Here is a 14,279-nt window from a genome sequence, read left to right as displayed (position 1 = left end):
CCGCACCGTCACCATCCCCACCCGCCTCATCCCCCGCGGCTCCGGCGAACTCCCACCCACCACCCGCTAGTTCCACACCACCACCGCACCGCACACCACCACCGCGCACCACCAACGACCCGCTCACCCCCGGCACCCGCCGCCGCGCCGCCCCGCCCCGGCACAGCCATGCCCCGAAGCCGCCGCACCCGGCCGTGCCCGCGAGCGCCCCCCACCCCGCCCAAGCTCTGCGAAGGAGCTCGCATGCGCGCGTCCCCACCGGCACCGCGTCCGGCCCCGGACCGGTCCGGGGCACCCCCGATCAGGTCTTGACCGATCCCGGCAGCCAGGGCGTCCAACTGTTCGCCGAGGGCGGCTCCGCCCGGCTCGACAGCATCGAGCTCTGGCACCTCGGTTCCTATCGGAGCGAGCAGGGGCTCCGCACTGGGCGGGCCCCGTCGCCGGTTTCACCCGATCGGAGGAGGCCGCGGCTTCGACCAATCCGGCCCCGCCGGTGCCCCGAACCGCAGATGTGACCCACGAACCGACTCCCCCCGCCGCGCCGTCCGGCCGCCGCGCCCGCGTCCTGCGCGCCGCCGGTGCGGCCGCGATCGGCCTGGCGTCCGCGGTGGCGGCGCTGGGCGCGGGCGAGCTCGCCGCGTACGCGACGGGGGTGCCGACCGCGCCGGTGGTCGCGGTCGGGTCGGCGGCGGTGGACCTGACGCCGACGCCGCTCAAGGAGTACGCCGTCCGCACCTTCGGCACCCACGACAAGGCCGTGCTGCTGGGCGGCATCCACCTGACGACGGCCCTGCTCGCCGCGCTGGCCGGTCTGCTCGCGGTGCGCCGTCCGGCCGTCGGCGCGGCGGTGTTCGGGGCCTTCGGCGCCCTCGGTGCCCGGGCGGCGCTGTCCCGTCCCGGCGCGGCCGCCGCCGACTGCGCGCCGTCGCTCCTCGCGGGCCTGGTCGGTGCCGCGGCCGTCCTGCTCCTGGCCCGGCTGTGGCGCCGGGCGGGGAGCACGCCCGCCGCGCCCCGGCCGGCGGCGGACGGCCCCGAGCGCGGTCTGCCCGAAGTCCCTCCGCAGCGAGCCGGGTCGGCGAACCGTCGGACCGTGCTGGCCGCCACCGTCGCGACCTTCGCGGCGGGCACGCTCGCCGGGGTGGGCGGGCGCGCCCTGACGGACCGCCGCTACGACGTCACCGCCGCCCGCGACGCCGTCCGCCTCCCCGCGCCCGCCGCCCCGCCGCCGCCGCTACCCGCCGCCGCGCACCCGAACGTCCCCGGCCTGTCGCCGTTCACCACGCCGAACGCCGACTTCTACCGGGTCGACACCGCGCTGACGATCCCCCGGGTCGACCCGCGCGACTGGACGCTGCGCATCCACGGCCTGGTCGACCGCCCGCAGTCGATCACCTTCGACGAGCTGCTGCGCGAGCCGTTGGAGGAGTTGGACCACACCCTGTCCTGCGTCTCCAACGAGGTCGGCGGCCCGTACGTCGGCACCACCCGCTGGCTCGGCGCGGCGCTGCCCGCGCTGCTGCGCCGCGCCGGGGTCCGCGCCGGGGCCGACCAGCTGGTGGGGCGCTCGAAGGACGGCATGACCATCGGCACGCCGCTGGAGTCCGTGCTGGACGGGCGCCGGGCGCTGCTCGCGGTGGGCATGGACGGCGAGGCGCTGCCGCTCGCGCACGGTTTCCCGTGCCGCACCGTCGTTCCCGGCTTCTACGGCTACACCTCCGCCACCAAGTGGCTGGTGGAGTTGGAGGTCACCGCCTTCGCCGCCTTCGACCCGTACTGGGTGCGGCGCGGCTGGGACCGCACCGGCGCCGTCCGCACCGCCTCCCGGATCGAGGTGCCCGCGCCGTTCGCCAGAGTCCCGGCGGGGGACGTGGACGTCGCCGGGACGGCCTGGGCCACCCACCGGGGCGTCGCCGCCGTCGAGTTGCGGATCGACGAAGGCCCTTGGCTGCAGGCCGAGTTGGCCGCCGACGCCGGGCCCGACCTGTGGCGCCAGTGGTCCTACCGCTGGTCCGGCGCGCCGCCCGGCACCCACCGGATCGAGGTGCGCGCCACCGACGCCACCGGCGCCGTGCAGCCCGAGCGGCGCGCCGCGCCCTTCCCCGCCGGGGCGACGGGCTGGCACAGCACCGTCGTCACCGTCACCTGACCTTTCGTCGACCACCCGTTCCACCGCACCACTTCACCCTTCCTCAGAGGAGCGATCCACCATGTCCGTCACCACCCGCGACCGCCGCACCTTCACCGCCCTGCTCGCCGCCGGCGCCCTGGCCCTGACCCTGGGCGCGTGCAGCAGCAGCGGCGGTTCCAGTTCCTCCTCCGCCTCCGCCGCCGGCTCCGCCTCGGCCTCCACCGCCTCCGCCGCGATGTCCGGCGGCGCCGCCCCCACCGCGGCGACGGCCGGCCAGCCCTTCGGCGCCGCCTGTGCCGCCGTGCCCAAGGACGGCGCCGGGTCGTTCACCGGCATGGCCACGGACCCGGTCGCCACCGCCGCCTCCAACAACCCGCTGCTGTCCACCCTGGTGGCCGCCGTCAAGCAGGCCGGACTGGTCGACACCCTCAACTCCGCCCAGGACATCACGGTGTTCGCGCCGACCAACGACGCCTTCGCCAAGATCCCCAAGGCCGACCTGGACGCGCTGCTCGCCGACAAGGCCAAGCTCACCAAGGTCCTCACCTACCACGTCACCCCGGAGCGCCTCGCCCCCGACGCCCTGGCCGGCACCCACAAGACCCTGGAGGGCGGCGACCTCACCGTCACCGGCGCCCAGCCCGACTTCACCGTCAACGGCAACTCCAAGGTCCTGTGCGGCAACGTCCAGACCGCCAACGCCACCGTCCACATCGTCGACACCGTCCTGCTGCCCGCCTCCTGACGATCCGCCGGACCCACGGGGCCCCTCCCGGCGCACCGGGAGGGGCCCCCGGCCTCCTGCGGGGTCAGCCGCCGGGCAGGCTCCGGCGCGGGGCCGCGAGCCGGAGCGGTTCGGGGTGCAGGGCAGCGGGGTGGGGGCCGTGGCGGGGGTCGAGTTCGTGGAGGATCTGCCGGGTCTCGTCCATGACCGAACCGTGCAGGGACCAGACGGCGGGGCCGTGGTCGGCGCGGCAGAGCGTCTCGGCGGCCGCGGCGTGGTGGTCGCGGCCGCGCTCCAGGGCGGCCGTCAGGTCGTCGGTGTGCTCGGGCTCGCGGACGTGGTCGCGCTGGATGCGGGCGAAGACGTCGAGCGCGTCGCCGATGGCCTCCAGGACGTCGCCGAGCGGCCGCACCCGCCCGCAGGCGTCGGTGCGGGCCCCGGCCTCGCGGGGGAACTGGCGCTCGCCGCGGGCCAGGTCGTCGAGGCCCCGGAGCACCGAGCCGAGCTGGTCGCAGATGTGGCCGAGGCAGGTGAGCCCTTCGTCCAGCGGCCCCAGCGCGACCGCCGGATCGGTCTCCTGCCGCAGCCGCCGGGGGTTGAGGCGGATCCCCTCCTCGGCTTGGCCGGCCGTCGCCCGCGCCCGGTCGAGTTCGCGGGCGACCGCCTCGACCCGGCGCAGCCAGCCGTCGGAGGTGTGCTCGTCCCAGCCGTCGCGCAGCCCGGCGGCGGTGTCGCGGGCGAGGTCGGCGAGGCGGCGGGCGACCTTCGCGGACTGGTACGCGGCGTGGCCGACGTAAGTGGGGGGCGCCGCGAGCAGGTTGACCAGGACGCCGGAGGCGACGCCGACCAGGGTGTCCCAGATGCGGACAGGGGCGTACGGCGCGCCGGTGCTGAGCACGAGCAGGACGGTGACGGGCACCTCGGTGGCCTGCGGACCCAGCCGCAGCAGCTTCCCCAGGCCCAGGCAGACGCCGACGGCGAGGCCGATGCTGGCGAAGTTCGCCCCGGCCAGGCGCAGCAGGCCGAGGGCGGCCAGCGCCCCGAGCATGACGCCGCCGAGCTGCCGCAGTCCCTGCGCCAGCGTCCGGAACACCGTGAGCTGGACGGTCAGCAGCGCCGCCAGGGGCGCCAGCACGGGCTGTTCGTCCTCGCCCAGCAGCAGGACCGCGGCCTCCCAGGCCAGCGCGCAGGCCACCGCGACCCTGGCCGTCTGCACGACCCCCTCGCGGTGCGAGCGGGCCGTGCGCACCGGGTGGCGCAGCGCCTGTCCGACGGCCCGCCACCCGTCCGCCGCCTTCGTCCGCCACGCGGCCGTCACGCCGGGAGCGCTCACGGGAGGTCGGGTGTCCGGACGAGTTCGGCGGTGCAGAACGCGCACCGGCTCGCCCGGGCGGGGATCGCGGACAGGCACTCGGGGCAGTCCCGCTTGGGGGCCTGGACGTCCTGGTGCGGGGCGAAGCGCTCGTGCAGCTTGTTGAACGGCAGCACGACCAGGAAGTAGAGCACCAGCGCGGTGAGGACGAGGGTGATCGCGGCGTCGATGAACCCGCCGTACGGGAACTCCACGTGGTGGACGGTGACGGTCCGGCGGCTGAAGTCGCCCACCGCGCCGGTGGCGAGGCCGACCATCGGGGTGAGGAAGGCGCGGACCAGGGCGGTGACGACGCCCGAGAACGCCGCTCCGATCACCACGCCCACCGCCAGGTCGACCACGTTGCCCCGTAGGACGAAGCCACGGAAACCCTTCACTGACGCTCATCCTTCCCGTTCGTCTCCGCCCGTGCGGGCCGGCCCGGAGCGCCACGGCACAGCGGCCGGCACACCCGGCGGCCTTCTGCCCGCTCCACCGGCCCGCATGCCCGGGGCCCCGCGCGGGCCCGGAGCGCGGCCCGGAGCGCGGCCGGTCGGGGCGGGGCGCCGACGGCGGTTCGGACGGCGGGCCAGGCCCCGCGGCGCCCCGCCTTCGACCGAGTGAATGGTTTTTGCCTCCCACGCCGTCAGCACACCGCTCAGCAGCCGCCGTTGTCGGACCCGGTGCACCAGGATGCGCCGTGAGTGCCCGCACAGCGGGTCTTCCCGATTCCAGAAACGGCTGGGTATATGCGATCAAGAATCCGTGGTCGGCTGCGGACCTGGGCCACCGTCGGCGCCGCACTCGCGGTCGTGGCCGGTACGGCTGCCGCCGCGCCTCCGAGGAACGCCGACGGCGGCCTCCCGCCCGAGATCACCGCGATCATGAGCAAGCCCGCGTACCGGAACGCGCAGTGGGGCCTGCTGGAGGTCGACCCCGCGAACGGGCGGGTCGTCCACTCCCAGTACCCCGACCAGTTCTTCATGCCGGGGTCGACCGTCAAGGTGATCACCATCTCCGGCGCCTGGCACGCCCTCGGCCCGGACCGCCGCTTCACCACGCCGGTGCACGCGATCGGCCGGCTCGACGGCTCGACCCTCACCGGGAACCTGGCGCTCGTCGCGCAGGGCGACCTCACCATGGGCGGCCGGACCGAGCCGGACGGGTCGGTCGACTTCACCCCCATCGACCACACCTACGCCAACGACATCCCGGGCGCGACCCTCACCCCGGAGGACCCGCTCGCCGGCCTGGACCAGATCGCCCGCCAGGTCCGGGACGCGGGCATCACCAGGGTCGACGGCGACGTCGTCATCGACGCCCGTCTGTTCACGCCCCCGCCGATCAGCCCCCAGCCGACGCCCCTGATCGTCAACGACAACGTCATCGACCTGCTGAGCACCCCGACCTCCCCCGGCCAGGCCGCCCAGCTGACCTGGCGCCCGCAGGTCGCGCCGTACCAGGTCACCTCCGACGTCCGGACGGTGGAGGCCGGCGGCACCACCGACATCCAGGTCTCCACGTCCCCCGACGGCACCGGTATCTCGCTCACCGGGACGATCGCCGCGGACTCCGCGCCCGCCCTGAAGATCTCCCAGGTGAAGGACCCCAACGCGTTCGGGCGCACCGCCCTGATCGAGGCCCTCGGCCGCGCCGGGGTCACCGTCACCGCCCCGCCGACCGGGCCCAACCCGGACGGCGCGCTGCCCGCCGACTACGACGGCGACCCGCAGGTGGCCGCCTACGTCTCACCGCCGTACCGCGACTACGCCAAGCTGATCCTGAACGTCAGTCACAACCTCGGCGCCAACCTGGCCCTGTGCAACATCGCCACCCTGCACGGCAGCACGAACTGCTTCGACGGCTTCCCCGTCATCCGCGACTTCCTCGCCAACACGGCGCAGCTCGACCCGACGCAGTTCCAGATGGCGGACGGCCGCGGCGACGTGCCCGTCGACCGCGTCACCCCCGCCGGGCTCAACCAGCTGCTCGCGTACTGGCTGCGCACCCCCGACGCGGACGCCTTCCGCACCTCGCTGCCGATCCTGGGCGTCTCCGGCACCGGCGCGCTCTACTGCACCAGTGACGACTGCCCGGCCAAGGGCAAGGTCTTCGCGAAGCCCGGCACCATCATCGGCTTCGACGAGCTGAACCAGCAGCTCGCCGTGAACGCGCAGACCTACGCGGGCTACCTGGAGGCGGAGGACGGCCACCTCTTCACCTTCTTCGTCGGCGTCAACGGCGCGGCGGCCCCCGACATCCAGGGGTTCTTCGACGTCAACGACGACGTCGACCAGATCGCCGTCGTCCTCCAGCAGGAGGCGTGCGCGGAACACCGCGACGGCCACCACGCCTGACCCCACCACGCCGCGGGCGGTCGGACTCTCCCCGACCGCCCGCGCGGTCGTGCCGGTCCGACTTCGGATCGTGGAAGGGCGCCCACGACCGCTTGCGGATGCGGGCCGCCGACGGCACGTGGGAGAGGGGCTTCACCGCATTGCCGGCCCGGGCCGACGCCGCCGGCGACCTCGACCGGGTTGTCGCGGTCGACTCCACGATCGTTCGCGCGCATCGGCACGCCGCCGGGCCCGTCAAAAGGGGCCCCGGCCGGCGAGCCGCACGACCCCGCCCTCGGACGCTCCCGCGGCGGACTGACCACCGAGATCCATCTGCCTTCCGACGGGCACTGCAGGCCGCTGGCGTTCGTCCTCACGCCCGGCCAGGCCGGTGACGCGCCCGCGTTCGAGCGGGTCATGGCACGGATCCGAGCGCCCCGTCCGATCGGCCGCCCACGGACGACGCCGGACGCCGTCCTCGCCGACAACGCCTACTCCTCCCGCGCCATCCGCCCCCACCTGCCCGAACAACACACCTAGGCGGGCGGCGGGGCGGTGCACAGGCCGGTCAGGAAGGTGGCGAGGTAGCGGCGGGCGGTGTCGACGCGGTCGGTGGGGGTGCCGCCGTGGACGTCGACGGCGTGGGCGATGCCGCACATGAGCGGGACGAGGTCGGCGGCGTCGAGGTCGGGTTGGACGGCTCCGGCGTCGCGGGCCCGGTCGAGGAGCCGGGTGCCGGTCGACCGGAGGGAGTGCTTGAGTTCGGTGGTGCGCGGCAGTGCGTCGGTGGCCGCGGCGGTGACGGGGGCCAGGGAGGCGTCGGTGACCTGCGCCTCGACGGTGCGGAGCAGGAAGCCTTCGAGCGCGCGCCGGGGGTCGGGGTCGGCCAGTGCCCGTTCGCCGTGCGCGGCCAGGCCCTCCAGGCAGGGGGCGGCGACCGTCTCCAACAGGGCTTCGGGGGTGGCGAAGTGCCGGTAGACGGTGCCGACCCCCACGCCGGCGCGGCGGGCGACGTCGTTGAGCTGGAGGGGATCGCCCCGGTCGACCAGGGTGCGGGCGACGGAGACGATCCGGTCCCAGTTGCGGGCCGCGTCCTTGCGCAGGGGCGTCGTCATGCGGACATGCTAACCGGATGGCCCATCCGGATGGTCCGCGCCGTCCGCGCTGTTCACGCCGTCCGCACCGTCCGCGCCGTCCGGCCTGTCAGGCGGTCGGGCGGTCAGGCCGCCGACAGGGGCGCGTGCCGTTCGCTGAGCCGGCGCACGGCTTCGACGAGGCGGGGGTCGGCCGCCGCGCGCGGCGGCGCCGCGGGGCGGGCGTCGGCGCCGATGAGGACGCCGGTCCGGCCGGTCAGGGTCTCGTCGGTGGCGGCGGTGATCGAGGGCTTGGCGGCGGTGGCCGCCGGGCCGGAGGTCGAGCGTTCGAACTTGCGGCGCACCAGCGGCCACAGCAGCCGCAGGCCCGGCGAGACGATCTTCGGGTCGGTCATGGTGCCCTTCGTCATGTCGGTCGCGGCGCCTCCGGGGTCGGCCGCGAAGACCGAGACGCCGGTGCCGTCCAGGCGCGCGGCCAGGTCGAGCGTGTAGGCGAGGTTGGCGAGCTTGGCGCGGCCGTACCAGTGGAAGCCGTAGTAGCCGCCGCGCGGCTCGACGGCGTCGAACGTGCGCTTGGCGACTCCGACTGCGCCCGAGGTGACGTTCACGATCCGGCTCGGGGCGCCGGCGGTCAGCGTGGGCAGCAGCAACTCCGTCAGCAGGTACGGCGAGAGGTGGTTGACGACGAACGACGCCTCGATGCCGTCCAGGTCCGCGCGCCGGGGGAACATCGCCCCGACGTTGTTGACCAGCACAGCCAGCGGCTCTCCGGAGGCGTCGTGCTCGGAGGCGATCCGGCGGGCCAGCGCGCGCACTTCGTCGAGCGAGCCGAGGTCGGCGGCGAGGAACCGGCCGGGGTGCGCCGGGTTCGCCGCACCGATCCGCTCGACGGCTCGCGCGCCCCGGTCGGGGTCGCGGCCGACCACGGTGACCGCGTACCCGGCGGCCGCCAGCCCCACCGCCGTCTCCAGTCCGATGCCGGCCGTCCCGGCCGTGACCACTGCTGTCTTCCCCATGTGTTCCTCCACCCGAAATCCGGATAGGTCATCCGCTTGATGCTGGACGCTAGCACATTCGGATGGACTATCCGTTTTTCGTCCGGACGGGTCGGGGGGTGCGGCCCGGACTCCCGGGATCAGGCGGGCGTGGCGGCGACGCCGGCGGCGCGGTTCGCGGTGAGGACGCCGACGAGGTAGCCGTCGTCGTCGGTGACGGGCCAGACGGTCCAACGCATGATGCCCATGACCCGGATGGCCAGCACCAGGCCCAGGGCCGGCCAGGCGAACGGGCCCCGCTGGTGGGCGGTGTCGCTGACGGCCCGCTCGGCGGAACCGGAGAGCCGGAGGAAGGGGCGCAGGCCGGCCCGGGTGACCAGCCCCTCGCAGCGGCCGTCGTGGCCGCGCACCGGCAGGTAGTCGACGTGGGCGCCGCGCAGCACGTCGTCGGCCTGTTCGGCGGTGCGGTCGTCGGCGATCTGGTAGTCGCAGGCATCCATGGCATCGGCGACCGTGAGGCGGGGGCCCGCCGGTCGCGGAGAGTTCGGGGTCACGGCATCCACCGTTCCCGTCCCCGGACACGCCCTGCGGGCCGTCCGGTCCACCCAGGACGAAGCCGGAACGGTACCGGGATGCGAAATGCCCTGGACACCTCCGACCCTACTCCGCGCATGGCCCCGCCGGAGCATCCCGGCCGGCCCGCGGGAGGCCCGGCCCGGCGGGAGGCCCGGCCCGGCGGAAGGCCCGGCCCGGCAGGAGGACTGGTCGAGGGCGGGTGCTTCAGGCCCGGCGCGGGCAGGTGGCGCAGGGGTTGGCCGGGTCGACGGCGTAGTAGAGGCAGCAGCCCTGCCGGGTGCGGGTCCAACCGCCGTGTTCGCGGCGGAAGTTCGCGGGCCCGGTCCACGGCCGGGCGTCGGCGGGCAGGAGCGCGGCGGCGGTGGCGACGGCGCGGTCCTCCTCGCCGAGCATGCGGCCGAGGTACCAGATGCCGGAGAGCAGGTCGTCGGTGGCCATGCCCCACAGGGCGCGGGGGCCGCGGCGGACGAAGGGCTGGAAGGCGGCGAGGACGGGGCCGACGTGGGCGGCGACGGCGTCGCGCAGGACGGCTTCGTCGCCGGGGGCCCAGTCGCCGGGCCGGAGCCCGAACTCCCCGGTCGCGGCGTCGATCCAGAGGCGGTCGGCGGGAAGGGCCGGGACCCGCCGCTCCAGGTACCAGACGCCGCTGATCAGCAGGGAGCTGGTCCACAGGTAGTGGTGCAGCAGCCGGGAGGCGGCGACGTGCGGGCGGGGTGCGCGGCCGTGGCGGTCCCGGATGCGGGCGGCCTCGTTCTCGACGAGTTCCCCGACGGCGGGAGCGAGCCGGTCGACGGGCACCCACCTCCCGCCGTCCGCCGGTGCGCCGTCGACCAGCCGGACCGTCAATCCCGGGCACTCGCCCATGAGTTGACGGTAGGTCAGGACGAGCCGGTCGACCGTCGGCGCGGGCGGGGCGGGCAGGTCGAGCACGGGTGTTTCCTCCGGACGCGCGGCGGTCGGCGCTGTCCGCGCCTCCCACCAGGACTTGACTTATTTAGGTTAGCCTAACCAAAATCTCGTTCCGTGCTCAGAACCCGACCATCCGTGTCCGCCGCACCTCCGGCGCCCCGGCCCGCGGCGGCGCGGCACGCCCTGCTGCTCGCCGCCGGCCTCGGGGCGCTCGCGCTGTGCGCGGCCCTCAGCCTCGCCCTCGGATCGCGATCGATCCCGCTCCCCACGGTGATTGACGCCCTGTCGGGCACGGAGCACGGCGCCGATGCGGACGTGGTGGTCGGCCTGCGGGTGCCGCGGACCGTCATCGGGATCGCCGTCGGCGCGGCGCTCGGCGCGGCCGGGGCGGTCGCCCAGGGCGTGACGCGCAATCCGCTGGCCTCGCCGACCACCCTGGGCATCAACGCCGGAGCGGGCTTCGCCGTGGTGACCGCGATCTTCGCACTGGGCCTGTCGCACCCGTTGCAGTTCGTCTGGTTCGCCGTCGCCGGCGCGGCCGGCGCCGCCCTGCTGGTGTACGGCATGGCCCGGCGCTCGGGCGACCTGGACCCGGTGCGCCTCGCCCTCGGCGGCACCGTCCTGTCGGCGGTGCTGGCGTCCTGGACGTCGGCGCTGATGCTGGCGAGCCGGCGGACGCTGGACGAGGCCCGGTTCTGGCTGGCCGGTTCGATCGGCGGGCGGAGCCTGGACGGGCTGTACCAGGTGCTGCCGCTGCTCGCGGTCGGCGCCGTGCTGGCCCTGCTGATCGCCCCCGCGCTGAACGCGCTGGCGCTCGGCGACGAGACCGCGCAGGCGCTCGGCGTGCCGGTGGCGCGGATCCGGGTGGCGGGCGGCCTGGCGGTGGTGCTGCTGGCGGCCGGTTCGGTCGCGGTGGCCGGACCGGTGGCGTTCATCGGCCTGGCGGCGCCGCACCTGGTGCGCCCGCTGCTGGGCAACGACCACCGGCTGCTGGTGCCCGGCTGCCTGGTCGCCGGACCGGTCCTGCTGCTGCTGGCCGACGTGCTGGGCCGGCTGGTGGTGCGGCCGTCCGAGATCGAGGTCGGGATCGTCACCGCGTTCCTCGGCGCGCCGCTGCTCGCGGTGCTGGCCCGGAAGGCGGCGGCGCGATGAGCCCGGACACCCTGGCCCCCGCCCGTCCCGGCACCGCCGCGGCCGGGGCGGAGCCCGGTGCGCTGGGCCGGGCCCGGCGGCGGACCCTGGTGCTGATCGCGGCGGCCGCCGTCCTGCTGGTGCTGATGACCGGGGTGGCGCTGTCGACCGGTCAGGTGGCGATCGCGCTGCCGGACGCGCTGCGCGCGCTGTTCGGGTTCGGCGCGGAGGGCGATGTCCTGGTGGTGCGGGAGTTCCGGGCGCCCCGGGTGCTGTCGGCGCTGGTCGCGGGTGCCGGTCTCGCGGTGGCGGGGTCGCTGCTGCAGCGGCTGTTCCGCAACCCGCTGGCGTCGCCGGACGTGATCGGGGTGACCGGCGGCGCCTCGTTCGGCGCGGTGCTGCTGCTGGCCACCGGCGCCTCGCAGGCGCTGACGCCGCTGGCGGCGCTCGGCGGCGGGCTGCTGGCGGCCGCGCTGCTCGGCGCGTTCGCCTGGCGTTCGCGGATGGCGGTGACCCGGCTGGTGCTGGTGGGCCTGGCCGTGCAGGCGGGCCTGGCCGCGGCCGTCAACCTGATGATCGTCCGCTTCCCCGCCGAACTGGCCGGGCAGGCGCTGCAGTGGACCACCGGTTCGCTGTACGGCCGCACCTGGCCCGAACTGTGGGGCGCCGGCGGGGCGATCGCCGCCGTGGTGGCCGCGGTGTTCCTGACGAACCGCCGGGTCGCGGTGCTCGACCTGGGCGACGACTCGGCCGGCGGCCTGGGCGTCGACCCGCACCGCACCCGGCTGGGGCTGCTGCTGCTCGCCGTGGTGCTGGCCTCGCTGGCCGCCGCGCTGGCCGGGCCGGTCGGGTTCGTGGCCCTCGCCGTGCCGCACCTGGTGCGGCTGCTGGCGGGCCCGCCGACGCCGGCGTCGCTGGCGCTGACCGCGCTGACCGGCGCGCTGCTGCTGACCGCCGCCGACCACCTCGTCCTGCACGTGCTGCCGGTGCACGGCCTGCCGGTCGGCGCCGTCACCGCGACGCTCGGCGCCCCGTGGCTGCTGGTGCTGATGATCCGCCAGGGCCGACCGCCGCAGAGGAGCTCCCGATGACCAAGACCGCGCTCTCCACCGATCGGCTGGCCGCGCACGGCCTCCAACTGCGCTACGGCGACCGCACGGTCGTCCGGGAGCTGGACCTGGAGCTGCCCGGCGGCGCCGTCACCGCGATCGTCGGGCCGAACGCCTGCGGCAAGTCCACCCTGCTGCGCGGCCTGGTCCGGCTGCTGGACCCGGCGGCCGGCACCGTCACCCTGGACGGCGCCGACATCCACCGGATGCCGGCCCGGGCGCTGGCCCGCCGGATGGGCCTGCTGCCGCAGCAGCCGGTCACCCCGGAGGCGGTCACCGTGGAGGCGCTGGTCCGGCTCGGCCGCTACCCGCACCAGCGGATGCTCACCCCGTGGTCGGCGGCCGACCAGGCCGCGGTGGAGGAGGCGCTGCGCCGCACCGGCACCGACGCGCTGCGCGACCGCCCGGTCGACCAGCTCTCCGGCGGCCAGCGGCAGCGCGCCTGGATCGCGCTCGCCCTGGCCCAGGACACCGACCTGCTGCTGCTGGACGAGCCGACCACCTTCCTCGACCTGCGCCACCAGCTGGACGTCCTCGACCTGGTCACCGACCTGCACCGGGACGCCGGACGGACGGTGGTCATGGTGCTGCACGACCTCGGCCAGGCCGCCCGCTACGCCGACCACCTGGTGGTCCTCGACGGCGGCGAGCTGGCCGCGGCCGGGCCGCCCGGCGAGGTGCTGACCGCCGAACTGGTCGAGCGGGTCTTCCAGGTGCCGTGCCGGATCGTCCCCGATCCCGAGACCGGCACCCCGCTGGTCGTGCCGCTGGCCCGCCGCTGACCGGACCCGCCCTCCCCCTTCCCTCCTCGCTTCCCCGCTCCCCGAGCTTCCGGTGGCGCCCGCGCGCTCCACCGGCGATGGACCCTGCCCGCACGACACCTCCCGCAAGGACCGAAACATGATCAACCGCAAGATCTCCGCCACCGTGCTCGCCGCCGTCCTGTCCACCACCCTGCTGGCCGCCTGCGGCAGCGAGGGCTCCACGGACGCCGGGCCCGCCGCCGCGGGCAGCGCGGCCGGCGACAGCGCCGCCGCCTTCCCGCGCAGCGTCAAGCACACGATGGGCACCGCCGAGATCAAGGCCCGGCCCAAGCGCGTCGTGGTGCTGGACTCGGGCGAACTGGACGACGTCACGCTGCTCGGCATCACCCCCGTCGGCGCGGTCGCCCCGCACCTGAAGACCGAGGGCGGCTTCCCCGCGTACCTCAAGGGCAAGATCGACGGCACCAAGGACGTCGGCCCGATGAACGAGCCGAACCTCGAACTGATCGCCTCGCTCAAGCCGGACCTGATCCTCACCTCGAAGGTCCGCCACGAGAAGGTGTACGACAAGCTCAACGCGATCGCCCCGACCGTGATGGCCGAGACTACCGGCGAGCCGTGGAAGGCCAACCTCAAGCTGTACGCGCAGGCCCTCGGCAAGGAGACCGAGGCCGCGAAGGCGCTGAGCGACTACGAGGCCCGCGCCGCCAAGCTCGGCGAGGAGATCAAGGCCAAGTACGACGGCACCGCCCCGACCGTCTCGGTGGTCCGCTTCGTGGCCGGCCCGACCCGCCTGTACCAGAACGCCTCGTTCAGCGGCGTGGTGCTCAAGGACGTCGGCCTGGCCCGCGCGATCAAGGCGCCGGACGTCGACAAGTCGATGCTGGAGGTCAGCCCGGAGCTGATCAACCAGGCCGATGCCGACCTGGTGTTCGTCACCACCTCCGACGACCCGTCCAAGACCAAGCAGGCCGAGGTCCAGCAGACCGCCGTCTGGCAGGGCCTGAACGCCGTGAAGAACGGCAAGGTCTTCACCGTGCCGGACGAGACCTGGATGTCCGGCATCGGCGTCCAGGCCGCCGACCAGATGCTCGGTGACATCGCCGAGGCCGCCGGCGTCGACGCGCCCAAGTAACCACCCGCCCCCCTACTCGAACGGGAC

At 75.3% G+C, this 14,279-nt stretch carries 14 protein-coding genes; 8 read left to right on the top strand and 6 right to left on the bottom strand.

The features are described 5' to 3' along the window. Window positions 1–511 precede the first annotated feature (511 nt). Window positions 512–2,146 (top strand): molybdopterin-dependent oxidoreductase, encoded by a 1,635-nt coding sequence (locus OO48_RS21140; protein ID WP_033218615.1) that lies wholly within the window; start codon window positions 512–514, stop codon window positions 2,144–2,146. Window positions 2,147–2,207: 61 nt separating this feature from the next. Further along, a complete protein-coding gene (locus OO48_RS21135) occupies window positions 2,208–2,873 on the top strand; it encodes a fasciclin domain-containing protein (protein WP_033218613.1) in 666 nt (221 codons plus the stop codon). A gap of 64 nt (window positions 2,874–2,937) precedes the next feature. On the opposite strand, the gene OO48_RS38445 is transcribed toward OO48_RS21135, so the two are convergent. After that, window positions 2,938–4,185 (bottom strand): FUSC family protein, encoded by a 1,248-nt coding sequence (locus tag OO48_RS38445; protein WP_167346464.1) that lies wholly within the window; start codon window positions 4,183–4,185, stop codon window positions 2,938–2,940. Beyond that, complete coding sequence (gene mscL / locus OO48_RS38965; protein WP_033218611.1) at window positions 4,182–4,601, bottom strand: large conductance mechanosensitive channel protein MscL; 420 nt, start codon at window positions 4,599–4,601, stop codon at window positions 4,182–4,184. Before mscL ends, OO48_RS38445 begins: the two co-directional genes overlap by 4 nt. 351 nt (window positions 4,602–4,952) lie before the next feature. On the opposite strand from mscL, the gene dacB reads away from it, so the two are divergent. Both dacB and OO48_RS37525 read left to right on the top strand, forming a co-directional pair. Then, window positions 4,953–6,560 carry a D-alanyl-D-alanine carboxypeptidase/D-alanyl-D-alanine endopeptidase gene (gene dacB / locus OO48_RS21120; RefSeq protein ID WP_051732383.1) on the top strand — a complete coding sequence of 536 codons (1,608 nt, stop codon included), beginning with the start codon at window positions 4,953–4,955 and terminating at the stop codon, window positions 6,558–6,560. A 180-nt stretch (window positions 6,561–6,740) separates the two neighbouring features. After that, window positions 6,741–7,079 carry a transposase gene (locus OO48_RS37525; RefSeq protein ID WP_106970375.1) on the top strand — a complete coding sequence of 113 codons (339 nt, stop codon included), beginning with the start codon at window positions 6,741–6,743 and terminating at the stop codon, window positions 7,077–7,079. On the opposite strand, the gene OO48_RS21115 is transcribed toward OO48_RS37525, so the two are convergent. The 4 genes from OO48_RS21115 to OO48_RS21100 form a co-directional block, all read right to left on the bottom strand. Next, entirely contained in the window at window positions 7,076–7,654 is a 579-nt protein-coding gene (locus OO48_RS21115) for a TetR/AcrR family transcriptional regulator (protein ID WP_033218607.1), read from the bottom strand. The genes OO48_RS37525 and OO48_RS21115 overlap by 4 nt on opposite strands. 104 nt (window positions 7,655–7,758) lie before the next feature. Then, on the bottom strand, window positions 7,759–8,649 hold the full coding sequence (locus OO48_RS21110; protein WP_033218605.1) for an SDR family NAD(P)-dependent oxidoreductase: 891 nt from the start codon (window positions 8,647–8,649) through the stop codon (window positions 7,759–7,761). A gap of 119 nt (window positions 8,650–8,768) precedes the next feature. Further along, window positions 8,769–9,128: a CBS domain-containing protein gene (locus OO48_RS35275; protein ID WP_051732382.1), complete on the bottom strand. Its 360-nt coding sequence runs from the start codon at window positions 9,126–9,128 to the stop codon at window positions 8,769–8,771. A 280-nt stretch (window positions 9,129–9,408) separates the two neighbouring features. Beyond that, a complete protein-coding gene (locus OO48_RS21100) occupies window positions 9,409–10,134 on the bottom strand; it encodes a (2Fe-2S)-binding protein (protein ID WP_033218603.1) in 726 nt (241 codons plus the stop codon). Window positions 10,135–10,248: 114 nt separating this feature from the next. On the opposite strand from OO48_RS21100, the gene OO48_RS21095 reads away from it, so the two are divergent. The 4 genes from OO48_RS21095 to OO48_RS21080 all read left to right on the top strand — a co-directional run bounded on the left by OO48_RS21095 (window position 10,249) and on the right by OO48_RS21080 (window position 14,252). Beyond that, on the top strand, window positions 10,249–11,265 hold the full coding sequence (locus OO48_RS21095; protein WP_033218601.1) for a FecCD family ABC transporter permease: 1,017 nt from the start codon (window positions 10,249–10,251) through the stop codon (window positions 11,263–11,265). Then, entirely contained in the window at window positions 11,262–12,335 is a 1,074-nt protein-coding gene (locus OO48_RS21090) for a FecCD family ABC transporter permease (RefSeq protein ID WP_033218599.1), read from the top strand. Before OO48_RS21095 ends, OO48_RS21090 begins: the two co-directional genes overlap by 4 nt. Further along, a complete protein-coding gene (locus OO48_RS21085) occupies window positions 12,332–13,135 on the top strand; it encodes an ABC transporter ATP-binding protein (protein ID WP_033218597.1) in 804 nt (267 codons plus the stop codon). The genes OO48_RS21090 and OO48_RS21085 overlap by 4 nt, the downstream gene beginning before the upstream one ends. Window positions 13,136–13,253: 118 nt before the next feature. Next, window positions 13,254–14,252 carry an ABC transporter substrate-binding protein gene (locus OO48_RS21080; protein ID WP_033218595.1) on the top strand — a complete coding sequence of 333 codons (999 nt, stop codon included), beginning with the start codon at window positions 13,254–13,256 and terminating at the stop codon, window positions 14,250–14,252. The last annotated feature ends 27 nt before the right edge of the window (window positions 14,253–14,279 follow it).

This window comes from Kitasatospora phosalacinea (assembly GCF_000716545.1).
Lineage (GTDB): Bacteria > Actinomycetota > Actinomycetes > Streptomycetales > Streptomycetaceae > Kitasatospora > Kitasatospora phosalacinea.
This window is presented reverse-complemented; position numbering and strand designations above follow the sequence as displayed.